Source organism: Streptomyces sp. NPDC046759 (assembly GCF_040645475.1).
GTDB lineage: Bacteria > Actinomycetota > Actinomycetes > Streptomycetales > Streptomycetaceae > Streptomyces.
Genome location: NZ_JBEYYJ010000025.1, coordinates 92502 through 114833, shown reverse-complemented (window position 1 = coordinate 114833; position 22332 = coordinate 92502). Strand labels below are relative to the sequence as shown.

Here is a 22332-nt window from a genome sequence, read left to right as displayed (position 1 = left end):
CCGGTGCGCGGTCCGGAACGGTGGGCTCAGAACGGTGGGCTCAGGCGGTACGACGGCGTCCCGCGAGGACGCCGTAGGCGACACCCGCGACGCCGACGGCGATGCCGACGACGGCCAGCACACGGGCGGTGACGTCGGTGTCGTGGGAGTCGGTGGCGGCGGCCGCGTTCGCGGTGGTGTCGGAGGCGTCCTCGGCGTTCGCCGTGCTGTGCTCGTCGGCCGCGGCGGACAGCTGCAGCACCGGCGCCGGATTCTGCGGCTCGTCCTGCCCGGCCTGCGGCACCTCGATCCAGCGCACGACCTCCTTGTCGGAGTACGTCTGCAGCGCCTTGAACGCGAGTTGGCCGGTGTCCTCGGGCAGGGCGCCGAGGGAGAGCGGGAACTTCTGGAAGTAGCCGGGCCGGATGCCCTTGCCGTCGGCGGCGGTCCAGGTGACCTTGGTGACGGCCTCGTCGATCTTCTCGCCGTGCATGGTCAGCGGCTTGTCCAGCTTGGCCTTGGTGACCTGCACGTTCCAGCCGGGGACGGACTCCGGCATGACCGAGGCGATCGGGTGGCCGGCCGGGAGGCTGACCTCGACCTCGGTCGTCGAGGCCGTGTCGCGCTCGTTGGGGACCTTGAAGTCGACGACCGCGTAGCCGCCCTTGGCCGCGGTGCCTTCCGGCTGCACGGTGACGTGCGCGAAGGCGGGGGCGGACAGCGCCAGGACGGCCGTGCCCGCCGCGGCGGTGGCGGCGGCGACACGCGAGAGGGCGCGACGAGAGGCGTGACGCGAGGCGCTACGAGACGCGCTACGAGAAGTGGTACGGGAAACCCGCATGGCAGGAGCACTCCACTCTGAGAGTTCGGTGACGAAGAGAGGTATGCGTGCGCATGGCCGTGCCGTTCGGGCGCGGGGGCACGCGCGTGTGCCGCGCGACGGCGGCGGCCTCTCCGGTGAACCCGTGGAGGGGGTGCGCGCGTCGCGTCAGGCGGCGAGACGGAAAGCGGCGGCGGGCGGGCCGCGCCGGATCACCGTGTGCTGGAGTGCGGTGGTGTGCGGGTCGAGTGCCTCGTCCCGGGCGGTACGGCGGCCGAGCCGGAGGGACGCGGAGGCGGGCAGCAACCCGGCGCACAGGGCGCACGCCAGAGCGAGCGCCGCGCGCAGGGACCGTACGAGCGCCCCCTCCGTGACTCCGTGCGCCGACAGCTCGATCAGCCGCAGCAGCGCCAGATCGCCGCGGCGCAGCAGCCAGCCGGCGGCGACGGCCGCGAGCACGTGTCCGAGCAGCATCGGCAGCGAGGGCAGCAGTGCGGCGGAGGAGCCGGTGGCGTCGGACACGTGGTGCATGCCGCCCATGACGGCCGCCGGCCGGCCCGAGCGGTCGACGAGGTGCGCGGCGAGCAGGAGGTGGAAGGCGTGCCCGGGGGTGAGCGTCGCGGGGCTCGCCCCGCACAGCAGCCGGGCGGCCTGCTCGACCAGTGCGGTGTCGGCGAGCGAGGAGCCGTGCGCACCCGCTGCCCCCGTCGCCATGCCGCCGGAAGCCATGGCGGTTCCGTGCTGGCCCAGCCCGAACAGCGTGTGCAGCGCGGTCTGGCCGAACGCGAGGAGCGCCGCGATGCCCGGCAGCGAGCGGGCCCGCCCGGCGAGCGGCACCACGAGCAGCAGGCAGCCGAGGAAGCCCGCGCCCAGCGTCCACAGCGGCACCCGCGCGCAGGAGGCGAGGGTGTGCCCGGCCGCGGCCAGCGCGACGCAGACCGCGGCGAACACCGCGGCCCGCAGGATCCGGAGCCCGGCTCCGGGACGCGCCGTGCGCGGGTGGGGGGCAGTCATGGCGGGCCCATCATCGCACTGCCCCGGCCGGTGCCCCGCGGCAGGGCCGCGGGATCGTCCCTCATACACCGATTCCTCCCACGGCGCATCGACCGTATGGGCGGAGTCACGTCAACGGAGTGCTTACGGCCGCCTACGGGCGGCAATACGTAACGGTATGTCGAGCCGCGGCCAGGAGGCTGGAGCATGAGCATCTGGTGGTCACTCCATCTGCGCCGCGAGGCCGCGAGCGTGCCGCTCGCCCGGCGGCTGCTGATCGGCACCATGGAGACCGCGGGCGTCGACCCCGAGATCTCCTACGACCTGTCCGTCGCCCTCACCGAGGCCTGCGCGAACGCCGTCGAGCACGGCGGACACGGCTCGCACGGCGGCTCCTCGGGGGCGTACCGGGTGACCGCGTACCTCGACGGCGAGAAGTGCCGTATCGAAGTGGCCGATGCCGGACCGGGTTTCCCCCGCGTCCCCGAGATCCGGCCCGCGCGCGTGGACGCCGAGCACGGCCGCGGGCTCTGCCTCATCCGGGAACTCGCCGATCACGTCCACATCGGCGCCAAGCCCGGCCGTGGCGGCACGGTGGTCAGCTTCGACAAGATCCTCAAATGGAAGAAGGATCCTTCCCTGCTGACGGCATAGTGGGTCCGTGCAGATCGACGACGTGGACATAGCGGCCGGCGTGACGATGCGCCTCCTCGCCCGGGAGGACGCCGACGCCCTCTCCGCCGCGTACACCGAGAACCGCGACCACCTCCGGCCGTGGGAACCCCGCAGACCCGCCTCCTTCTTCACCGGGCCCGGGCAGCGGGAGCGGATCGAGGAGCTGCTGCGGGAGTTCGCCGGGGGCACGGCGGTGCCGCTGGTGCTCCAGGCGGCAAACGGCCGGATCGTCGGCACGATCACCCTGTCAGGGATCGTCCGGGGCCCGTTCTGCAACGGCAACCTCGGCTACTGGGTGGCCGCGGACCAGCAGAACCGCGGCCTGGTCAGCACGGCGGTGCAGCGGATCTGCGGCCTCGCCCGGGACGAGGCGGGACTGCACCGCATCCAGGCGGCCACGCTGCTCGCGAACACCGGATCCCAGCGGGTGCTGGCGAAGTGCGGGTTCGAGCCGATCGGGGTGGCCCCGGACTACCTGCACATCGACGGGAAGTGGCGGGACTGCCGGCTCTTCCAGCGGATCCTGCACGACCGGGATCCCCTCGCGGGCCGGCACTAGCCGTCCAGCACCTTCGCCAGGACCTCCAGCGCCTCCGGGTACACCCGCTCACGGGGCGTGCCGTAGCCGACGACCAGGCCCTGCGGGCGGCCCGGCCCGGGAGTGTGCCAGTGGTCGCCGAGCGCGCCCAGGGCCAGGCCCTCCGCCTCGGCCCGGGCCAGCGCCTCGGCCTCGTCGGGCACGTCGATCAGGGCGTGCAGGCCCGCCGCGATCCCGTGCACGCCGCGGCTCGCCCCCAGCCGGTCCAGCAACTGGTCGCGGCGGCGCCGGTAGCGCAGCCGGCACGCGCGCACGTGCCGGTCGTAGGCGTGGCTGTCGATCAGCTCGGCGAGGGCCAGCTGCCCGATGGTCTCGGTGTGGTGGTCGCTGTGCAGCTTGGCGTCGGCCACCGCCTCGACCAGGTGCGGCGGCAGCACCATCCAGCCGAGCCGCAGCGCCGGGCCGAGCGTCTTGGAGGCGGTGCCCAGGTACACCACCTGGCCGGGCGCCATGCCCTGCAGCGCGCCCACCGGCTGGCGGTCGTAGCGGAACTCCCCGTCGTAGTCGTCCTCGACGATCAGCCCGCCACGCGCGCGTGCCCAGTCGCCGAGCGCCCGCCGCCGCTCCGGGTGCAGGGTCACCCCCGTCGGGTACTGGTGCGCCGGGGTGACCACCACGGCGGCGGCCTCGCCCAGCTCCTCGGGGCGCACCCCGCGCGTGTCGACCGGCACCGGCAGAACCGTTCCGCCATTGCGCCGCACCACCTCCCGGTGGAACGCCAGCCCGGGGTCCTCCATGGCGACGGCGGCCCCGTCCAGCACGCGGGTGAGCAGCGCCAGGCCCTGGACGTATCCGGAGGTGACGACGATCCGCTCCGGCGGCGCGAGCACCCCGCGCGCCCGGCCCAGATAACCGGACAGTGCCGTGCGCAGCTCGATGCGGCCGCGCGGATCGCCGTAGTCGTACGCCAGCGAGGGCGCCGTCGCTATCGCCCGGCGCAGCGCGCGCAGCCAGGCCGCCGCGGGGAACGCGCCGACGTCCGGGCTGCCCGGGCGCAGGTCGAAACGCGGGGCACGCGTGCGTGCGGCGGTGCCGGGTTCCGCCGACTCGACGCTCGGCAGCTCGGCGACCCGGGTGCCCGAACCCTGGCGCGCCGTCAGATAGCCCTCGGCGACGAGCTGGTCGTAGGCGGCCTTGGCGGTGCCGCGCGAGATGCCGAGTTCGGTGGCGAGCCGCCGGGTGGCCGGCAGCCGGGTCCCGGGCACGAGCCGCCCGTCCCGTACGGCGTCCCTCAGGGCCCGCTCCAGCCCCAGACGGCGGCCGTCCGCCGCCTCGGGTTCGAGATGCAGGTCCACGCCCACGCCGGACCAGAAGTCGTCCACGAACACCCTCCCCCTAGGTACGTGCAGCCCTCGCACTCGTCAGGACACGCCGATGGCCGGGCACCTCCCGGGTGCCCGGCCATCACTGTCCTATCAACCCTTCAGCGCGGCCATCCACGCCTCGACCTCGTCGGACCGGCGCGGCAGACCGGCCGAGAGGTTGCGGTTGCCGTCCTGCGTGACCAGGATGTCGTCCTCGATCCGGACGCCGATGCCCCGGTACTCCTCCGGCACGGTCAGGTCGTCGGCCTGGAAGTACAGGCCCGGCTCGACGGTGAGCACCATGCCGGGCTCCAGCGTGCCGTCGACGTACGTCTCGGTCCGCGCGGCGGCGCAGTCGTGGACGTCCATGCCGAGCATGTGGCCGGTGCCGTGCAGGGTCCAGCGGCGCTGCAGGCCCAGCTCCAGGACGCGCTCCACCGGGCCCTCGACCAGACCCCACTCGACGAGCTTCGCGGCGAGCACGCGCTGGGCGGCGTCGTGGAAGTCGCGGTACTTGGCGCCCGGCTTCACGGCCGCGATGCCGGCCTCCTGGGCCTCGTACACGGCGTCGTAGATCTTCTTCTGGATCTCGCTGTACGCGCCGTTGACCGGGAGGGTGCGCGTGACGTCGGCGGTGTAGAGGGTGTGGGTCTCCACTCCGGCGTCCAGCAGGAGCAGGTCGCCGGAGCGGACCGGGCCGTCGTTGCGGACCCAGTGCAGCGTGCAGGCGTGCGGGCCGGCGGCGCAGATGGAGCCGTAGCCGACGTCGTTGCCCTCCACGCGCGCGCGGAGGAAGAAGGTGCCCTCGATGTAGCGCTCGGACGTGGCCTCGGCCTTGTCCAGGACCTTCACGACGTCCTCGAAGCCGCGGACCGTGGAGTCGACGGCCTTCTGCAGTTCGCCGATCTCGAACTCGTCCTTGACCAGCCGGGCCTCGGAGAGGAAGACGCGCAGCTCCTCGTCGCGCTCGGCGGTGACCTTGTCGGTCAGGGCGGCCTCGATGCCGGCGTCGTGCCCGCGCACCACGCGCACCGGGCCGGTGGCCTCGCGCAGCCTGTCGGCCAGCTCGCGCACGTCGGAGGCGGGGATGCCGTACAGCGCCTCGGACTCGGTGAGGGAGTGCCGGCGGCCGACCCACAGCTCGCCCTGGCCGGAGAGCCAGAACTCGCCGTTCTCACGGTTGGAGCGGGGCAGGAGGTAGATCGTCGCCTCGTGGCCGTCGCCGCTGGGCTCCAGGACCAGGACGCCGTCCTCGGTCTGGTTGCCGGTGAGGTAGGCGTACTCGACCGAGGAGCGGAAGGGGTACTCGGTGTCGTTCGAGCGGGTCTTCAGGTTGCCCGCCGGGATCACCAGGCGCTCGCCCGGGAAGCGGGCGGAGAGCGCGGCGCGGCGGCGCGCGGTCTCGGCGGCCTGCGGGATCGGCTCCAGGTCACGCAGCTCCGTGTCGGCCCAGCCGGACTTCATGTTCTCGGCCAGCTCGTCGGAGACGCCCGGGTACAGGCCGTTCTTCCGCTGCTTGATGGGCTCCTCGGACTCCTCCGGGGTCTCCGGGTTGAGTTCGTCGGACACGTGATCCTCCTCGATACGCCTTCTGATCTCCCCCGGCGGCCCGGCGCTCGCGACTGTGACCGAGCGGGGGGCCTCCATCATCGTACGGTCGTACCGTGGGCGGACCAGGGACGGATGCCCTGCTATGCCCGGTCATGCCGGCGCGCGGGCGCTGCCCGGACGCGGGTCCCAGGTGCCGCTCAGTCGAAGCGGGCCGCCAGCAGCACCACGTCCTCCTCGCTGTCGGCCCCGTCCAGGCCGTCCGGCAGAACGGTGCGCAGGACGTGGTCGGCGACGGCACCCGGGTCGTGACGCACCGCACGCGGGATGCTCGCGGCGGCCGAGTGCAGGCGGACGAAGGCGCGGTCCATCGCGTCGCCGGTACGGTGCAGCAGCCCGTCGGTGTAGAGCAGGACCGTCTCCCCGGCCTCGGCCTGGATCTCCACGCTGGGCGCCTCCCAGCAGGCGAGCATGCCGAGCGGGGCGGAGACGGAGGTCTCGGCGAACTCGGTGCGCCGCTCGCCGATCAGCAGCGGCGGGCTGTGCCCGGCGCCGGCCAGGGTGATCTTGCGCAGGGCGGGCTCGCAGTAGGCGAACAGCGCGGTGGCCGAGCGGGCGGGCTCGGTCAGCCGCAGCAGCAGCTCCAGATCGGACAGGACCGCGACCGGGTCCTCGCCCTCCATCACGGCGTAGGCCCGCAGCGAGGCGCGCAGCCGGCCCATCGCGGCGACAGCGCTCGCGCCGGAGCCGGTGACCGAGCCGACGGAGAGGCCGAGCGCGGCGTCCGGCAGCGGCAGCGCGTCGTACCAGTCGCCGCCGCCGCGCTGGCCGGTGCGGTGCCGGGCGGCGAGCTGGACGCCCGGCACGCGGGGCAGCCGGCTCGGCAGCAGTTCCTCGGTGATGGTCGCCATGCGCGCGCGGGTGCGCTCCACCTCCACCAGCCGGGCCAGGTGCTCGCTGGCGTGCCGGACGTAGAGGCCGGCGAGGTGGCGTCGGCGTTCGTCGGGTTCGGCCGGTTCGTCGTAGAGCCAGACGGCGGCGCCGAGGCGGCCGGCGGGTTCGCTCGCCAGGGGCAGGGCGTAGCTGGCGGCGTAACCGAGGCGGACAGCCACCTCCCGGTGCCGGGGATCCAGACCGTCCTCGGCGAGCAGATCGGGGTGGACGATCTCGGCGGCCGTGCCCGTGTCGTACGGCAGCGCGCCGCGCGGGACCGTCTCGATGTGGCCGAGGTCGGCGCGGCCGAGACCGAGGCCGAGGGTGGTGCGGGGGCCGTGTCCGTCGCCGGGCTCCAGGACGACCAGGCCGCGGCGGGCGCCGACCAGGGCGGCTCCGGCGCGCAGCAGTTCGTGCAGGGCGCTTTCCAGTGTGTTCGTGCGGGACAGGCGCTCGGTGAGTTCGTGGAGGGTGGTGAGGTCCGAGACCCAGCCGGCCAGCCTGTCCTGCAGGAGGGCGCTGGGCGCGGGGGCGCTCGGGGCGGGGACGGGGGCGGCGTCCGGGCACGGGGCGGGGGGAGTGGGCGCAGTGTGTGCGGGCGCCGGAACTGCTGAATCGATTCCAGCCACTTTCGGAGGGTGCGGGGCGTTCATGGCGTCCGGCCTTCAGACCGGTGCGTATTGCTGAAAAGCATCGCAAACCCCCATGTCATTCTGCGCCGCTAGCAGTGTCTCCACATGTACACGCACTCGTGAGGGGATGTCCAGCATTGTCCTGCTGGGATTCCTGGTGTCCATGGGTCGTACGAGGTTTTTCTCGAACCCCTTGCCTTACTGCCAAGTTGGCTGAAAACTGCCTCGGGTATCGGTTCATTGCGGTCGACTGGCCTTGCTCCACGGAGCGTCACAGCGGTCGTGATGGGTACGTACTCGGTGAAGGCCAGGGGTGGTTGGGGGCCACCCGGAACCTGGCGACGGACCCGGGCGTCATAGCCACCGACGGCCGAGCCCCATCCTCCTTGGCGGAGGCGGAGAGAAACACGCGCGACGGCAAAACGCCATACTTCGCCACCCCCACGCCGCAACCGTGCTTGTGTCAGACGCACCGGGGACGCGGACGCGGCCCATGCTCGACCCCTTGGGGTTCCCCCTGCCGTACGCGGGGGTGTGATGCGCCCATAGGTACGCACAGTGAAGTGACCGACACATGGTGTGATGTGGACCACGGTGTTGCCAGCGGTGCAACGGAAAGGAACGAGCGCTCATGCGCGAGATCCTCGGAAGGCGACGCAGGCTCCTGTCCAGGCGGAACGACGGGAGGCCTGAGCTGATCAGCGCGGCCCTGACCTTCGCGACCGAGTGGCAGTGGCCCGTACTCCCGGGCGTGGCGCCGGACCCGCAGGGCCGGGCCCGCTGCGGCTGCCCCGACCCCGAGTGCACGGTGCCCGGTGCGCACCCCTTCGACCCCGGCCTGCTCGCGGCCACGACCGACGCCCGCATGGTGCGCTGGTGGTGGACCAACCGGCCGGCCGCGCCGATCGTCCTGGCCACGGGGGGCAAGGCGCCCTGCGCGGTCAGCCTGCCGGCGCTCGCCGCCTCCCGCGCTCTCGCCCTGCTCGACCGGCGCGGCATGCGTCTCGGCCCGGTGATCGCCTCGCCGACCCGTTGGGCGCTGCTCGTCAAGCCGTACTCCATGGAGCAGTTGGGCGAACTGCTCTACGCCAAGGACTTCGTCCCCGGCTCCCTGCGCTTCCACGGCGAGGGCGGTTACCTCGCCCTGCCCCCTTCCGAGACCGGCCAGGGTGCCGTCCGCTGGGAGCGCGCCCCGCTGCCCGGCTCGGCCTCGCCCTGGGTGCCCGATGTGGAGGCCGTGGTCGACGCCGTGGTCGACGCCCTCACTCGTACGGGTGTGAGCGCGCCCGAGTTGTAAGGGTGTCGGCGCGGGCGCGGCGGGCGGGCACCGCTTGCTCGTTATCGTCCGCACATGCTGCGAATTTCTGGGGGACACGGCCGCCGGGGCTCCGGGCGGCACAGCCGCCGGTCACCGCGACGCGCGGCGCCGTCGGCAGGGGTGCGCCCGGCGGTGGTGCGCCGGCCCGACCCCCGAACCCTGCGGCTGCTCGCGCTCGTGGGCACCGTGACGGCCGCGGTCGTGCTGCCGCTGGCCATGGCGTCCGCCAGGCAGGTGGGTGAGGCCACCCGCAACGCCGTGACGGCGAAGGCACCGGACGCCCCGCCGGTCCCGGGGCGCGTCGGCGCGTCGGAGGGCGCCCGGCACACCGGCGAATCCGCCGAGAGCACCGGGGACTTCGGGCGGCATGCGGAGGGCTCCGGGTCGGACGCCAAGGCTCCCTCGTCCGGCAGGCAGGCCGGCCTGCTCGGGCTCGGCCTGGCCACCGCCGCGCGCTGCGGCCCCCAGCTCACGTCCCCCGAGGGAATCGAGGCGCAGACCTGCGTACTGACCCAGGGCGCTGACACCTGGGCACGCACCTACTACCGCAACGCCACCGGCAAGGCACTGGACTCCGCGCTGAGCCTGATGGGCCCGGACGGCCACAACGTGCAGATGCGCTGTCTCACCGGCACCGACGACGAGCCCGCCACCTGCGAGACACCCCGGCGGCGCAGCGAGGGCGGAATGGATGCCTACACCGCCGTCACCGAGTTCGCCGAGCCCGGGGCCGACGGCGGGCTGCTGCTGCGCTCGGGCAGCGACTCCGCGGACGTGGGCGGGAACTCCGGAGTCCCCCGCAGCAGTTGATCATCCCCGACGCGGCGCCCACCGCGCGCGGACATGGAAAGACCCGGTTGCTGGCGACGGGGGATGCACCAGCAACCGGGCTACTGGAACGGTAACAAGAGATCGGCGGTTCGCAAATTCCGGCTCGGTCATTCGGCCACCGATTTCCCTGTCACCAGGGGGAGTTGTGACAGGAGTCACCTGTTTCGCGGCCGTGCGCGCGCCTTACCGACCGTTCAGTCGTGGCACGCGCACGGCGGCTGTCAGCTGAGCGTGACCTGCCGGTTGGTCAGTCCGCCGCGTGCCCGGCGCTCCTCCGCCGTGAGCGGCTCGGTGACGGCCAGCGCCGCGGCGAGACGCTCGGCGAACTCGGCGGCCGGCTTCTCCACGTCGTCCGCCGTGACCCCGCTCGGCAGGTCCCACACCGGCACGGTGAGGCCGTGAGCACGGAAGGAACCCACGAGCCGGGTGCCCTCGCCCAGGCTGGAACGGCCCGCCGCGTGCAGCCGCGCGAGAGCGTCCAGAAGCTGCTCCTCGGGGTGCGGCATGACCCAGCGCAGGTGGTTCTTCTCCGGGGTCTCGCACCAGTACGCGGCGTCCACACCGGTCAGCCTCGCCGTAGGGATGGCCGCGGCGTTGGCCCGCTCCAGGGAGGCGGTCACCTCGGGCGTGGCGTTCTCCGCGTCCGGCACCCAGAACTCGAAGCCGCTGTGCACGACCGGCTCGAACGGCGTGTCGAGGTCGAGCAGCTCCTGCAGCCGCGGACCGCCGGCCGGGGCGCGGCGGCCCTGCACCGGGGTGCCGGGCTCGGCCTCGAGGGCCCGCTGGAGGGTGTCGGCGAGGTCGCGGCTGAGGTCGCCGGACGACGTGTCGTTCTGCAGGCCGAGCAGGACCGAGCCGTCGTCGCGGCGCAGCGCGGGCCAGGCCATCGGCAGCACTGTGGCCAGCGTGACCGACGGAACGCCCTCGGGCAGGCCCTCCTTGAGGGTCAGCCCGACCGTCGCCGCCGGCACCAGCTCGCGCAGCGCCACCCAGTCGCACTCGCCGGTCAGCCCCTCGAACGGGCGGTGCACCAACTCGGTCACCGCGTGCGCCGCTGCACGGCCGTGGCACGCCTTGTAGCGCCGGCCGCTGCCGCAGGGGCAGGGCTCGCGGGCTCCGACAACCGGGATCTCCTCATCCGTCAGCTGCGGCTTGGCCTTCGTCTGGGGTCGCTTCTTGGCCATCGTGGGTGTCTCCCGGTTACGGCGCTTCTCGTACGGGCGCGAGCCTAGCCCCTACGGCCGTGACCGTCGGGAACCTGTGGACAACGCACGTCCGCTCGACGCCGACCGTGTGAACCGGCGGACGGTCCCGGTGTGCCCGCGGGCCGGTCCGGGCCGTCGGCCGGATCCGTCGGTCCAGGAGCGGCCGAGGCCGTCCAGCCCCGGTTTCCAGCCGCGCTTTCGGCACCGTGCTCGACGGCGCCGCCCTCGCTGCACCGGCTCGGCACCCGTCCCCCGACTCGCGGGCGTCAGGCGCTCGACCCGCGGGGCTGAGGCGCTCGACCCGCGGGCCTGAGGCACTCGCCCATCGGCCCGCGGGTGTGGTGCGCCTCGTCAGTCCAGGCCCTCGAACGCGTCCGCGAAGTCCAGGTCGGCCATGCCCGCGAGGGCGGGAGACGCGACGCGCGTAGCGAAAGCGTCGCGGCGGCACCCGGCATCGGGGTCGTGGACGTCCTCGTGGACCACCACCCAGACCGTCACCTCGCCGTGGACGTCGTCCCGGACACCCCAGTCGTCGGCCAGGGCCGTGATGATGTTCAGCCCCCGGCCGCCGTGCGCGGTCACCGACGGGGTGGCCGGCGCCGGGCGGGTCGGACCGCCGCCGTCGGTCACCTCGACGACGAGCCGGCCGCGCGTGTCGACCCCCCACGAGGCGCGCACGTCGCCGTCGCCGGAGAGCGCGTCACCCAGGGGTCGCCCGTGCTTGCAGGCATTGCTCAGCAGTTCGGAAAGGATCAGTACGGCATCGTCGATGACCGATTCGGCCACGCCACCGCTGCGCAACTGCGAACGCATCCGGTGCCTCGCCTTCCCCACGCCCGCAGGACCATGGGGAACGGCCATGCTCGACGACGTGGGCACCTCCTGTGCCACCACCAACGCCACCCCCGAGACCTCCTTTGCCCCACGCCACGGTGTGGATGCCCCCTTGGCCTGTACCGGAAACCGGCCAATCCCCTTCCGCTGACGCATTCGCAACGGCCTTGTGCGGAGCGAACGCGCCGGAGCACTCCCTGTGACGAGGGCCTCTTCCTCTGGTCGTCGCATGGCTGGATTTCAGTGGTGTGGCCGAGAGTGGAGGATTCAGCAGCCGCACAGCCGGGTCAAGGGGTGTACGCGGGTCCTTACCGGCCTCTTTAGGTCACAGTGGCCGCACGGGATCACAGCCGACCCAGCCGACCCAGCACCGCGCGCGGGCGGTTGGTGATGATCGCGTCGATGCCCAGCTCCACGCAGAGGTCGACGTCCTCGGGCTCGTTCACGGTCCACACGTGCACCTGGTGACCGGCGCGCTTGAGCCGCTCCACATAGGCGGGGTTGTTGCGCACGATGCGGATCGAGGGTCCCGCGATCCGCACGCCCGCGGGCAGCCGGCCGTCGCGCAGCCGCGGGGTGAGGAACTGCACCAGGTAGACCGTCGGCAGCGTCGGCGCGGCGGCACGCACGCGGTGCAGCGAACGCGCCGAGAAACTCATGATCCGGACCGGCGACTCGGCGGCGGAGGCCGGCGCGTCCAGGCCGAACCGCTTGAGCAGCGACAGCAGCCGCTCCTCGACCTGGCCGGCCCAGCGCGTGGGGTGCTTCGTCTCGACGGCCAGCTCCACCCGGCGCCCGGCGTCGGCGACCAGCTCCAGCAGGCGCTCGAGAGTCAGCACGGACGTGTCCGCCGGGTCCTCCGGCCGGTTCACCCAGTCGGGCTCCTCGTCCCGCCCGCGCCAGGGTTCGCGCGTCTTCCAGGAGCCGAAGTCGAGGGCGGCGAGGTCGGCCAGTTCGAGCGCCGAGACGGCGCCGCGGCCGTTGGAGGTACGGTTCACCCGCCGGTCGTGGACGCAGACCAGATGGCCGTCCGCGGTCAACCGTACGTCGCACTCGAGGGCGTCGGCGCCGTCCTCGATCGCCTTCCTGTAGGCGGCCAGGGTGTGCTCGGGCGCATCCTCGGAGGCGCCCCGGTGGGCGACGACTTGGATGGAGCGCTGTGGTGCGTGGGTCACCGCGTCATGGTGCCACCGTCCGGCGGTACGCGGGGTGGCCGGGCGCGCCTGCTGCCCGTTTATATAACTTTTGCCGGAAAAGCCTTGTGTAAAGAGTGGCCGCGGACCCACAGCCACCGCTTATGGTGCTCTGACGGCCCATGGGAAAAGCTGACTGCATACAAACGGAACAGTGAAGACTGACCACAGCACCATGCACAGCTGCCGAGCGTGACGAGTGCGACCGAGAACAAACAGCCGTGGATCGAGGAGAAGAGCTGTGAGCACCGAGAACGAGGGCAACGAGGTACCCCCGGCCCCGTCCGCACCTCCCGTGCCGGTGGCCTCTCCCACAGCCCCGCAGGGAGCCGTTCCCGCGGGCAACGAACCGACGGCCCCCCTCCCGCCGGTCCCGCAGGACGCTCCGGCGATCGCTGGGGCGCAGCCCGACCCCGCCGCCGGAGCGCAGCCGGGCGGCCCCGGCACCCCGCACGCCCCCGGACCGCACGCCCCCGGTCCGTCCGCCCCCGGCGCGGCGCCCGGCGGTTCCTGGCCGCCCCCGCCGTCGGGCACCCCGCCGTACGGCGAGGGCCCGTCCCACGGTGCCGGCGGCTTCGGCGGGGGTGGCACGGACGGCCCCGGGGTCTGGGGAGCGTCGTACCAGCAGCCCGCCCCCAAGCCGCGCAGCGGCCGCGGCGGACTGGTCGCCGCGGTTCTCGTGGCCGCGCTGGTGGCGGGCGGCCTGGGCGGCGGCCTCGGCTACACCCTCGCCAAGGACAGCGACAACAACGGCTCCACCACCGTCTCCGCCTCCGACAGCAACGCCGCGCAGGTCAGGCGCGCGCCCGGCACGATCGCCAACGTGGCCGCCAAATCCCTGCCCAGCACCGTCACCATCGAGGCGGAGAGCAACAGCGGCGAGGGCGGCACGGGCACCGGCTTCGTCTTCGACACCCAGGGCCACATCGTCACCAACAACCACGTGGTGGCGGACGCCCTCGACGGCGGCAAGCTGACCGCCACGTTCCCGAACGGCCGGAAGTACGACGCCGAGGTCGTCGGCCACGCCCAGGGCTACGACGTGGCGGTCATCAAGCTCAAGAACCCCCCGTCGGACCTCAAGCCCCTCGCCCTCGGCGACTCCGACAAGGTCGCCGTCGGCGACGAGACGATCGCCATCGGCGCCCCCTTCGGCCTGTCCAACACCGTGACCACCGGCATCATCAGCGCCAAGAACCGCCCGGTGGCCTCCAGCGACGGCAGCTCCACCAGCAAGGCGTCGTACATGAGCGCCCTGCAGACCGACGCGTCGATCAACCCGGGCAACTCCGGCGGTCCGCTGCTGGATGCCTCCGGCGCGGTCATCGGCATCAACTCGGCGATCCAGTCCACCAACAGCGGCGGCGGCTTCGGCGGCTCCGGCCAGGCCGGCTCGATCGGCCTCGGCTTCGCCATCCCGATCAACCAGGCCAAGTACGTCGCCCAGGAACTGATCAAGAACGGCAAGCCGGTGTACGCCAAGATCGGCGCCTCCGTCTCCCTGGAGGACTCCACCAACGGCGCGAAGATCACCGACCAGGGTGCGGCCGGCTCCGCCGCGGTCGAGGCGGGCGGTCCCGCGGACAAGGCGGGCCTCAAGCCCGGTGACGTCATCACCAAGCTGGACGACATGGTGATCGACAGCGGCCCGACCCTGATCGGCGAGATCTGGACCCACAAGCCCGGCGACAAGGTCACCATCACCTACAAGCGGGGCGGCCAGGAGCACACGGCCGAACTGACCCTGGGCTCCCGGGCGGGCGACAACTGATCCCGAGAGGTCGTACGCCCCACCGCGCCCGCCGACCGTTCGGTCCCGGTACGCTGTACCCGCTCCGCCCCAGGTGGGCGATGCCGGGAGGCGTGCCCGAGCGGCCGAAGGGAACGGTCTTGAAAACCGTCGTGGCAGCGATGTCACCGTGGGTTCAAATCCCACCGCCTCCGCAGGTGAACGGCCCCTGACCAGGTAAGTCGGTCGGGGGCCGTTCTCATGTGCACTGTCCGTCAATCACCGCGGTTCCCCGTCAGTTACCGGTCGATCGGGCACGGCAAGGGCACGGCCCTTCGGCTACTCGTAGACGACAGCCGCGCTGAGGGCCCGCGCAAAGAACGTCCAGTCGCCGTCCGGCGGCAGCTCTTCGCCGAGGTACCGGTAGGAGCCGGGCGAGTCCGTGATCCACGCGGCGAGCGCACCGAGGTAGTCCTCTACGGTGCGGTTCTCCCACTCCTCGCCTCGTCGGTGAAAGTCGTCACAAAGGCTGTGGATCATGACGGCAAGGGACTCACGAGTCATGACTTCCTTGAAGGGATCGGGCGCATCGTTGGACATGGCTGGACCGTAGCGTGGTCGGCGTAGGCCCGTCCGTCGATGGGTGACTGCTCCGCGCCAGCTTTGCAGTCCGGCCTCATCCTTAATCAGGTCAATCATCGCGAGCTCTAGGCACTGGATCTTGGCCGCCATGCGGCGTGGGAGCGGTCGCCAGGGTTCGCCCTGATTTGCCTTCGTCCGCCCTTGTTGGTGTCAGCCGCTGGTGTCAGGCATCAGCGGCCCACTTGACGGTCGTCCTGGATAGGGAGTGGGGGCGCCACTCAGTCACCGTCGCCAGCACGACGAGCCTTGGCGAACGCTCCGCGCCAGACCTGAAGCACCGCACCAAGCACGATCAGCCCCATAGCCACGGCGGAAAGAGCCGCCGCCGCTGCGGAAGAGAAGCCGAGGAGTTTGGGTCCTCCGTCCAAGACGAAGCCGCCACCCATCGCTATCCAGCCCCAACCAGCCCAAGGCGACGGCGTATACGCCGCAGTCCCTCGGCCACTCAAGGTGAACACGCCCATGGCTACGAAAAAGCAGCCGGCACCCAACATGATCCACGCTGACATGGCACCCCTCCGCGGGAAGGCTACGGCACGGGTCGAACGGCTTTGGGTGGCGGGCCTGGCGGTGTCGTAGAGCACCAGTTTGGAAGATCGCGTGTGCGGACCGGGCCTGAGCTGGCACTTCGCTGACCTGCGGTTCCCCGGCTCGCTCTCCGGTGTTCCCCGCTACTCCCCGCCACTTGCCGCCCGATCGGACACGCGAAGGGGACGGGCTGGACCCCCGCTGAGTGATCTACGGCTCACCCCACTCGGGGACGCACATCATGCTGTGAGCCGGTACGACGGGTTCGCTCGGCAGTGGATCGATTCCACGGACCCGTACGGCCACGATATCGGCGGGGATGAGGGAGATCGGGTCGGAAGTCTCATCAAACGCCACCTGAAGGCCTCTGGGACGTCTTTGGCGGGCAACTCCACCATGGCGAGACTGACCCATCGGTCGTAGGTCGTGGGGTACACGGGAATCGAACCGCCGCATTCCGCGCAAACTGGTGGCTCGATCCAGGTCACGTCATCGGGGTCGGGCTCGGGTCTGGGGCGGCTGTCGCTCCATCAGCTCGGGGGCACCCTTCGCGGCACCCCCGGCAATGCCGTGATGGCGACGAGGGTTGCAGTCGCGGTGTCGAAGGATTGCAGTGATGCTGTCAGGGGGAGCGTGGCTGGCCACGCACGGGCAGTGTGCGTCGGTGACCGCGCTGTACAGGAAGGGTGCTGCCATGACAACGGTGCCGGACAGGACACGGAGAGGACCCGGAAAGCCCGGCAGCGGCGAAACGATCAACGATGCTGCCTCGTTCGCCGGGACCATGATGCTGCTCAGCGGGCCCCTCAGCATTCTCATGGGCGCGTCCGGCATCGCACAGGACACCCTGTTCTCCGCGTCCCGGTACGCCTACCGGTTCGACCTGACCGCTTGGGGCTGGATTCACCTTGTGATCGGAGTGGCACTTGTCATCACCGGCCTGGGAGTCCTGACAGACCAGAGCTGGGGGCGCGGGGCCGGTGTAGCGGTGGCAGGGATCAGCCTGATCACCCAGTTCATGTTCGTTCCGTACTACCCGTTGTGGGCCATCCCTGCGATGACACTTGACCTCCTGATCCTGTTTGCGCTGACGAGGGTCCATATCGAGACCAGGGGCGGCCGGTGAACCCAGCACTCTCGGCTCTGCCTGGGTCGATGGTGTGCGGGATGAGAGCCCCCAGCGTCCGCCACAACGGGGCCGCAGCCGGGAACGGCGCCCCCTCCACCCCGGTGCCGGCCGATCCCCTGCCGGAGGCACCGTTCTGACCGTGGCCGCGATGTGCGGTGATCGGCTCATGGCCACCGGCCCTGTCCACACGTGGGCGCGCGTCGGCGCAGCGCGGGTGGAGCGGGCCGGAGGCAGGAGCATCGCCCGCGGCGGAGCCGGGAGCGCGCCCGGCGGAGCGGAGCGCAGCCGGGGCTTGATGAGGCACCGCCGCCGCAGTCTGAACGCGGCCTCAAACTGACGTTCCCTGCACCGTGTCGTCCTCAAGGTCGCGAGCTCGTCGCAGCTCTCCCACCCGCTTCCTGACGCGGACCCGCCCGGCCTGGAGCACTGGCGCTGGTGGGCAGTCACCGGCTGCCGCGACGTTCCCCGCTGCCCCCCGCCGCTCGCCGTCTGACCGGGCGTGCCGGGCGCCGCGTCACGGCCGGTGCCCCGTCATCCGTGCTGCCGAGGCGATCGTCGCGCGGGCCTCGTGTTCCGTCAGGCCGGTGTTGAGGGCGGCCTCGGTCAGGGGGTCGGCCAGGGCCGGGCCGATGCCGTTCTCGTAGGCGCGGCAGGCCGCCCAGAAGAGGCGGGTGTTGCGCTGGCCCTCGTGTGCGGAGAGGACGAACTGGACGAGGCCGCGGCCGTGGTCGCCGGGGGCCGGCGGGGCCGCGTGCGCGGGGCGGGGCGGTGGCGCGAGCAGGCGCAGCAGAGAGGGCGGACAGGGCGCCGGGGCGAGGTGCGCGGTGCCGGGGGCGGTCGTGTACACGCCGTGGTCGGTGCGGGAGCCGGGGCCGACGAGGTAGCCGCCGGCGCCGCGGATGTCGATGCCGGGGGCGAGGCGGCCGGCGGAGTTCGGCACGACGACGTCCGGCGGGCCGGTGAGCCACAGGTGACGGCCGCCGGACGGAGTGCGGACCACGACCGTCTCCGGGATGGTGAACAGGTGGCGCAGGGCGAGTTCGCGCAGTGCGGTGGAGGAGTTCGTGCCGGACTTGGTGTCCAGGTCGACGCCGATGAGGTGGTACGGCGGGAGCCCGCAGGCGATGCCGTAGCCGGTGGCCCAGGGTGCGGCGGCGAAGAGTTCGCGGATGCGGGTGGGGTCGCTCGAGGCGTCGTACACGCCGTGGCCGAAGCGGCCGCACGCGCCGTGGCAGCGCGGTCCGGCTGGGTCGGGGTCGTCGTGGTGGGGGGAGCGCAGGGCCGGGAGCTTCGTCCGGGACAGGGGGATGACGGCCAGTCCGCGTTCGGCGGCTGACAGGGCGTGTGCGAGGGCCAGCGTCGTGGCCTGCCGGTCGATGGTGGCCATGACTTCATGTTCGTACGTCTGTTCGAAAAAAGGAAGAGGGGGCTGTAGTGGCGCGCCGGGTGCGGGAAAGTTGGCCGGATATGTGAAGGAACGATTCGTCCCTTGTGTCGCTTGAGCGGGGAAAGGGGTGGCGGAGGGCGCTGGGGGTGCGAGGCGGCGGAAGGTGGCGAAAGGGGTTTATCGACTTGTCATCACGCTTGCGTGCGAATCGGGCCTTGTGAGGTGGTTCGCCAGGGATGCGGTGGGCAACTCTGACTCGCGACGTCGTCCACGACAGTCGGAGCGGTCGGCCAACTGCCCCGGCACAAGCCTTACTTGACGTACTCCTGGCCCCAGGGCCGGAGTGCTTGGTTCTGGAGGAACAACATGGCAAGCATCCGTACCGCCCGCGTTCTCACCGCCGTCGCCGCGCTCCCGCTCGCAGTCGCCCTCTTCGGCGGCATGGCGGCCGCCGACAACGGTGCCCTCGCGGGCAACGGATCGAGCGCCAACACCGGTGTGGCGGGCATCATCGGCAGCGGAGTCGGCCACGACAACAACGGAAACGCGTCCACCACGCAGCAGAACGCGGTCGGCAACGGTGCCTCGAACCAGAGCAACAGCGCCCAGGTCAACGGTTCCGCGTTCACAGCCGTCCAGCAGGGCAACGAGAACGCGGCCATCCACTTCACCCCTCTGTGGTGAGCCTCGGGCGAGGTCCCTCCCGGTGAGGGGTCTCCAGGGGTGTGCTCAGGGGTCGTAACGCGTCTGCGCGGCGGTACTCGGTACCGCCGCGCAGGTGTATCCGGGTGCCGGTGCCGGTGCCGTCGCCGAGGTGGGCGGCCGGCCGTGACAGGTGGCCGACCTTGACAGGCGATCATATCTGACGGACAGTCAGAAACTGTCCTGTCAGGTACACGAGGCCGGGAGGGCCCCCGCCGTGCACCTCGCCCCCACCGAACGGCAGCAACGCCTGCGCGCCGAACTGCGCGCCTACTTCCGGTCCGTGCTGCCCCCGCGTCCCGAACCGGCCGGCTCCCGTGCCGTGCTGCGCCGTATCGGCGCCGACGGCTGGCTCGGCCTCGGCCGGCCGGTCGGGTACGGCGGCCAGGGCCGCGGCCCCGACGAGCAGTTCGTGTTCTTCGACGAGGCGCACCGGGCCGGCGCCCCGGTCTCCATGGTCACCCTCAACACCGTGGGCCCCACCCTCATGAAGTACGGCAGCGGGCCGCAGAAGGCCCACTTCCTGCCCCGCATCCTCAGCGGCGAGGCCGTCTTCGCGATCGGATACACCGAACCCTCCGCCGGCACCGACCTGGCCGCGCTGCGCACCCGCGCCGTACGCGAGGGCGACGGCTGGCGGATCGACGGGCAGAAGGTCTTCACCTCGGGCGCCCAGCACGCCGACTGGATCTGGCTCGCCTGCCGCACCGACCCGCGGGCGCCGAGACACCGGGGGATCTCCGTCCTCGTCGTGCCGACCGACGCGCCGGGGTTCTCCTGGACGCCGATCGAGACGGTGGGCGGTCAGACGACCACGGCCACCTTCTACGACGGCGTCCGCGTCCCGGCCGACAGCCTGGTCGGCACCGAGAACGAGGGCTGGTCGCTGATCACCGGCCAGCTCAACCACGAGCGGGTCGCGCTCGCCGCCCTCGGCATGCAGGCGGAGCACTTCCTCGCCGCCGCGCTCGCCGCCGCCCGTACACCCGATCCGGTGACGGGCAGGCGCCGGATCGACGAGCCATGGGTGCGCTTCCGGGCGGCCGAAGCGCATGCCCGGCTGGCGGCATCGCGCCTGCTCAGCTGGCGTCTGGTGGCGGACGTGGGGGCGGGGCGGCTGGCCCCCGGGGACGCGAGCGGGGTGAAGTTCGCGGGAACCGAGTCGGCTGCCGCGACGTATCGCATGTGCCAGGAGATCGCCGGGGAGGCGGCCCTGGTCCGCTCCGGTTCGCCGGGTGTGTTCGGGGACGGCGAGCTGGAGCGGCTGAACAGGGCGGCGCAGATCAACACGTTCGGGGGCGGGGTGAGCGAGGTGCAGCGGGAGATCGTCGCGACGACGCGGCTCGGGATGGCCAGGGGGCGGCGGTGAGCACGGCGGAGCCGGTTCCCGACCCGCTCGGCGCGCGCCTGAAGGCATACGAGGAGCAGGCCGCCGCCGTCGCCGGGGTGGGCAAGGACCCGGTGAACGCGCCGATGATCCGGCACTGGTGCGAGGCCATGGGCGACACCAACCCGGCCTACAGCGGCCCGGACGCCATCGCCCCGCCCACCATGCTTCAGGCCTGGACGATGGGAGGCCTGTCCGGGCACGAGGGCCGCACGGGCGCCTACGACGAACTGCTGTCCCTCCTCGACGCGGCGGGCTGCACGGCCGTGGTGGCCACCGACTGCGAGCAGGAGTACCTGCGGCCCCTGCGCCCAGGGGACCGGGTCACGTTCGACTCGGTGATCGAGTCGGTCTCCGACCGCAAGGCCACGAAGCTGGGCACCGGGTACTTCGTCACCACCCGCACGGACGTCCGGGCCGGCGGCGACCTCGTGGGCAGGCACCGCTTCCGCATCCTCAAGTACGCCCCGGCACGCCGCACACCCCCGGCCCCGCGCCCCCGCCCCGTGGTCAACCGGGACAACGCCGGCTTCTGGCAGGGCGTGGCCGAGCACCGGCTCCTCGTCCAGCGCTGTGCCGGCTGCGGGACCCTGCGCCACCCCTGGCTGCCGGGCTGCAACGCATGCGGCTGCCTGGACTGGGACACGGTCGAGGCGTCCGGCGCGGGCACGGTCCATTCCTACGTGGTGATGCACCACCCGCCCTTCCCGGCCTTCGAGCCGCCCTATGCGGTCGCCCTCGTCGAACTCGCCGAGGGCGTACGGATGGTGAGCAACGTGACCGGGGTCCCGTACGACAAGGTGCGCATCGGCCTGCCGGTCCGGGTGGAGTTCCGCACCTACGAGGACGCCGGAGGCGCGCTCGTCCTGCCGGTCTTCCGGGTGGCCGAGGGCGAGGGCGGGGTCTGACATGGACTTCACGCCCACCGACGCCCAGAGTGAGGCCCGTGAACTGGCCGCGCGGATCTTCGGCGACCTCTCCACGCACGAGCGGCTGAAGGCCGCGGGCACCGGCAGCGACCCGGACCTGTGGAAGGCGCTGTGCGCGGCCGGCCTGGTCGGCGCGGTGGCGGATCTGGGCCTGCTCGGACTGGTGCTGCTCCTGGAGGAACAGGGGCGTGTGACGGCCCAGGTGCCCTATGCGGCGAGCTGTGTGTACGGCGTCCTGGCGGTCACCGCCCACGGCAGCCCCGAGCAGCGGGACCGGCTGCTCCCGGCCCTGGAGGACGGCTCGGCGGTGATCACGGGCGCGTTTCCCGCGCAGGTCGCCGTAGGGAGCTCGGCCGCGCGGGATGCGGTACGAGCCTCGGCGCCGGGTGAGCTGTCCGGCACCGTACCCGTCGTGCCCTGGCTGCGGGATGCCACCCATGTCCTCGTCGCCGGCACCGGCCGCCGGCTGTGGCTGGCGCCGCTCGGCCGGGGCACGGGCATCACTCCGGTCGAGCTGACGGCCCCCTGGTCGGCGGGCCGTCTCACTCTCGCCCGGGCACCGGCCGAGCCGCTGGGCGGCCCGGGCGCCTGCGCCGACGTCCTGGCCACCGCGCGTACGGCCTTCGCGGGACTGCAGGCCGGGGTGTGCGCGGGCTCCCTGGCACGGGCCGTGGCACACGTCGGCAGCAGGGAGCAGTTCGGGCGCCCGCTCGCCACCCGGCAGGCCGTCCAGCTCCGCGCCGCCGACGCCCACATGGACATCGAGGCGATACGGGTGACCGCCTACGAGGCCGCCTGGCGGCGGGACGCGGGACTGCCGTACGCCTCCCATGCGCTGACCGCCGCCTGGTGGGCGTCCGAGGCGGGGACCCGGGTGGTGCACACCGGCCAGCATCTGCACGGCGGGGCGGGCGCCGACCTCGGCCATCCGGTGCACCGGCACTTCCTGTGGGGCAGGCAGCTGGACGCCCATCTGGGCTGCGGGGCCGAAGTGCTCCAGGAACTGGGGGAGTTGATCGCGCGTGGGGAGTGAGAG

22 protein-coding genes and 1 tRNA gene are annotated in these 22332 nt (G+C 72.4%); 11 read left to right on the top strand and 12 right to left on the bottom strand.

The genetic code is table 11. The annotated features are described in order from the left end of the window. Nucleotides 1-40: 40 nt before the first annotated feature. On the bottom strand, nt 41-820 hold the full coding sequence (locus tag ABZ919_RS29670; protein WP_361253587.1) for a YcnI family protein: 780 nt from the start codon (nt 818-820) through the stop codon (nt 41-43). Between the two features lie 147 nt (nt 821-967). Further along, nucleotides 968-1813 carry a hypothetical protein gene (locus ABZ919_RS29665; protein ID WP_361253585.1) on the bottom strand — a complete coding sequence of 282 codons (846 nt, stop codon included), beginning with the start codon at nt 1811-1813 and terminating at the stop codon, nt 968-970. A 186-nt stretch (nt 1814-1999) separates the two neighbouring features. Between ABZ919_RS29665 and ABZ919_RS29660 the strand changes: the two genes are divergently transcribed. Then, nucleotides 2000-2446 (top strand): ATP-binding protein, encoded by a 447-nt coding sequence (locus ABZ919_RS29660; protein ID WP_361253583.1) that lies wholly within the window; start codon nt 2000-2002, stop codon nt 2444-2446. Nucleotides 2447-2492: 46 nt separating this feature from the next. Beyond that, nucleotides 2493-3026, top strand: coding sequence for a GNAT family N-acetyltransferase (locus tag ABZ919_RS29655; RefSeq protein WP_361253649.1), 534 nt, complete (start codon nt 2493-2495; stop codon nt 3024-3026). Here the strand turns inward: ABZ919_RS29655 and ABZ919_RS29650 are convergent. From ABZ919_RS29650 to ABZ919_RS29640, 3 genes are all read right to left on the bottom strand, one after another. After that, complete coding sequence (locus tag ABZ919_RS29650; RefSeq protein ID WP_361253581.1) at nt 3023-4387, bottom strand: PLP-dependent aminotransferase family protein; 1365 nt, start codon at nt 4385-4387, stop codon at nt 3023-3025. The two genes, ABZ919_RS29655 and ABZ919_RS29650, sit on opposite strands and share 4 nt — an antisense overlap. Nucleotides 4388-4480: 93 nt before the next feature. Continuing rightward, nucleotides 4481-5938, bottom strand: a complete 1458-nt coding sequence (locus ABZ919_RS29645; RefSeq protein WP_361253579.1) for an aminopeptidase P family protein — start codon at nt 5936-5938, stop codon at nt 4481-4483. A 179-nt stretch (nt 5939-6117) separates the two neighbouring features. Then, on the bottom strand, nt 6118-7503 hold the full coding sequence (locus ABZ919_RS29640; RefSeq protein WP_361253577.1) for a PP2C family protein-serine/threonine phosphatase: 1386 nt from the start codon (nt 7501-7503) through the stop codon (nt 6118-6120). Between the two features lie 610 nt (nt 7504-8113). Between ABZ919_RS29640 and ABZ919_RS29635 the strand changes: the two genes are divergently transcribed. Continuing rightward, nucleotides 8114-8779, top strand: coding sequence for a bifunctional DNA primase/polymerase (locus ABZ919_RS29635; protein ID WP_361253575.1), 666 nt, complete (start codon nt 8114-8116; stop codon nt 8777-8779). Nucleotides 8780-9016: 237 nt separating this feature from the next. Continuing rightward, nucleotides 9017-9610 (top strand): hypothetical protein, encoded by a 594-nt coding sequence (locus ABZ919_RS29630; RefSeq protein WP_361253647.1) that lies wholly within the window; start codon nt 9017-9019, stop codon nt 9608-9610. 242 nt (nt 9611-9852) lie between these two features. Here ABZ919_RS29630 and ABZ919_RS29625 read toward each other — a convergent pair whose 3' ends face one another. From ABZ919_RS29625 to ABZ919_RS29615, 3 genes are all read right to left on the bottom strand, one after another. Continuing rightward, nucleotides 9853-10815 carry a DUF5926 family protein gene (locus tag ABZ919_RS29625; protein ID WP_361253574.1) on the bottom strand — a complete coding sequence of 321 codons (963 nt, stop codon included), beginning with the start codon at nt 10813-10815 and terminating at the stop codon, nt 9853-9855. Between the two features lie 372 nt (nt 10816-11187). Next, entirely contained in the window at nt 11188-11826 is a 639-nt protein-coding gene (locus ABZ919_RS29620; RefSeq protein WP_361253572.1) for an ATP-binding protein, read from the bottom strand. Between the two features lie 188 nt (nt 11827-12014). Then, entirely contained in the window at nt 12015-12845 is an 831-nt protein-coding gene (locus ABZ919_RS29615) for a glycerophosphodiester phosphodiesterase (protein WP_361253570.1), read from the bottom strand. Nucleotides 12846-13104: 259 nt separating this feature from the next. Between ABZ919_RS29615 and ABZ919_RS29610 the strand changes: the two genes are divergently transcribed. Then, nucleotides 13105-14634 carry a trypsin-like peptidase domain-containing protein gene (locus ABZ919_RS29610; protein WP_361253569.1) on the top strand — a complete coding sequence of 510 codons (1530 nt, stop codon included), beginning with the start codon at nt 13105-13107 and terminating at the stop codon, nt 14632-14634. Between the two features lie 86 nt (nt 14635-14720). Continuing rightward, a tRNA-Ser gene (locus ABZ919_RS29605) sits at nt 14721-14807 on the top strand. Nucleotides 14808-14931: 124 nt separating this feature from the next. Here ABZ919_RS29605 and ABZ919_RS29600 read toward each other — a convergent pair. The 3 genes from ABZ919_RS29600 to ABZ919_RS29590 all read right to left on the bottom strand — a co-directional run bounded on the left by ABZ919_RS29600 (nt 14932) and on the right by ABZ919_RS29590 (nt 16199). Then, complete coding sequence (locus ABZ919_RS29600; RefSeq protein ID WP_361253567.1) at nt 14932-15192, bottom strand: hypothetical protein; 261 nt, start codon at nt 15190-15192, stop codon at nt 14932-14934. A 260-nt stretch (nt 15193-15452) separates the two neighbouring features. After that, a complete protein-coding gene (locus ABZ919_RS29595) occupies nt 15453-15743 on the bottom strand; it encodes a hypothetical protein (protein ID WP_361253565.1) in 291 nt (96 codons plus the stop codon). 258 nt (nt 15744-16001) lie between these two features. Continuing rightward, nucleotides 16002-16199, bottom strand: coding sequence for a hypothetical protein (locus tag ABZ919_RS29590; protein ID WP_361253645.1), 198 nt, complete (start codon nt 16197-16199; stop codon nt 16002-16004). A gap of 227 nt (nt 16200-16426) precedes the next feature. On the opposite strand from ABZ919_RS29590, the gene ABZ919_RS29585 reads away from it, so the two are divergent. Further along, complete coding sequence (locus ABZ919_RS29585; protein WP_361253563.1) at nt 16427-16888, top strand: hypothetical protein; 462 nt, start codon at nt 16427-16429, stop codon at nt 16886-16888. A 517-nt stretch (nt 16889-17405) separates the two neighbouring features. On the opposite strand, the gene ABZ919_RS29580 is transcribed toward ABZ919_RS29585, so the two are convergent. Beyond that, nucleotides 17406-18278 (bottom strand): bifunctional DNA primase/polymerase, encoded by an 873-nt coding sequence (locus ABZ919_RS29580; protein WP_361253561.1) that lies wholly within the window; start codon nt 18276-18278, stop codon nt 17406-17408. 366 nt (nt 18279-18644) lie between these two features. Between ABZ919_RS29580 and ABZ919_RS29575 the strand changes: the two genes are divergently transcribed. The 4 genes from ABZ919_RS29575 to ABZ919_RS29560 all read left to right on the top strand — a co-directional run bounded on the left by ABZ919_RS29575 (nt 18645) and on the right by ABZ919_RS29560 (nt 22329). Next, nucleotides 18645-18962 (top strand): hypothetical protein, encoded by a 318-nt coding sequence (locus ABZ919_RS29575; RefSeq protein ID WP_361253559.1) that lies wholly within the window; start codon nt 18645-18647, stop codon nt 18960-18962. Between the two features lie 235 nt (nt 18963-19197). Then, a complete protein-coding gene (locus tag ABZ919_RS29570) occupies nt 19198-20349 on the top strand; it encodes an acyl-CoA dehydrogenase family protein (RefSeq protein WP_361253557.1) in 1152 nt (383 codons plus the stop codon). After that, nucleotides 20346-21275 (top strand): bifunctional MaoC family dehydratase N-terminal/OB-fold nucleic acid binding domain-containing protein, encoded by a 930-nt coding sequence (locus tag ABZ919_RS29565; RefSeq protein ID WP_361253556.1) that lies wholly within the window; start codon nt 20346-20348, stop codon nt 21273-21275. The genes ABZ919_RS29570 and ABZ919_RS29565 overlap by 4 nt, the downstream gene beginning before the upstream one ends. Nucleotide 21276: 1 nt before the next feature. Further along, complete coding sequence (locus tag ABZ919_RS29560; protein ID WP_361253554.1) at nt 21277-22329, top strand: acyl-CoA dehydrogenase family protein; 1053 nt, start codon at nt 21277-21279, stop codon at nt 22327-22329. The last annotated feature ends 3 nt before the right edge of the window (nt 22330-22332 follow it).

Coding starts and splice junctions, on each gene's coding strand:
- ABZ919_RS29670 (WP_361253587.1), bottom strand. CDS start 820: ATGCGGGTTTCCCGTACCACTTCTCGTAGCGCGTCTCGTAGCGCCTCG.
- ABZ919_RS29665 (WP_361253585.1), bottom strand. CDS start 1,813: ATGACTGCCCCCCACCCGCGCACGGCGCGTCCCGGAGCCGGGCTCCGG.
- ABZ919_RS29660 (WP_361253583.1), top strand. CDS start 2,000: ATGAGCATCTGGTGGTCACTCCATCTGCGCCGCGAGGCCGCGAGCGTG.
- ABZ919_RS29655 (WP_361253649.1), top strand. CDS start 2,493: ATGCGCCTCCTCGCCCGGGAGGACGCCGACGCCCTCTCCGCCGCGTAC.
- ABZ919_RS29640 (WP_361253577.1), bottom strand. CDS start 7,503: ATGAACGCCCCGCACCCTCCGAAAGTGGCTGGAATCGATTCAGCAGTT.
- ABZ919_RS29635 (WP_361253575.1), top strand. CDS start 8,114: ATGCGCGAGATCCTCGGAAGGCGACGCAGGCTCCTGTCCAGGCGGAAC.
- ABZ919_RS29630 (WP_361253647.1), top strand. CDS start 9,017: ATGGCGTCCGCCAGGCAGGTGGGTGAGGCCACCCGCAACGCCGTGACG.
- ABZ919_RS29625 (WP_361253574.1), bottom strand. CDS start 10,815: ATGGCCAAGAAGCGACCCCAGACGAAGGCCAAGCCGCAGCTGACGGAT.
- ABZ919_RS29620 (WP_361253572.1), bottom strand. CDS start 11,826: ATGCGTCAGCGGAAGGGGATTGGCCGGTTTCCGGTACAGGCCAAGGGG.
- ABZ919_RS29600 (WP_361253567.1), bottom strand. CDS start 15,192: ATGTCCAACGATGCGCCCGATCCCTTCAAGGAAGTCATGACTCGTGAG.
- ABZ919_RS29595 (WP_361253565.1), bottom strand. CDS start 15,743: ATGTCAGCGTGGATCATGTTGGGTGCCGGCTGCTTTTTCGTAGCCATG.
- ABZ919_RS29580 (WP_361253561.1), bottom strand. CDS start 18,278: ATGGCCACCATCGACCGGCAGGCCACGACGCTGGCCCTCGCACACGCC.
- ABZ919_RS29575 (WP_361253559.1), top strand. CDS start 18,645: ATGGCAAGCATCCGTACCGCCCGCGTTCTCACCGCCGTCGCCGCGCTC.
- ABZ919_RS29560 (WP_361253554.1), top strand. CDS start 21,277: ATGGACTTCACGCCCACCGACGCCCAGAGTGAGGCCCGTGAACTGGCC.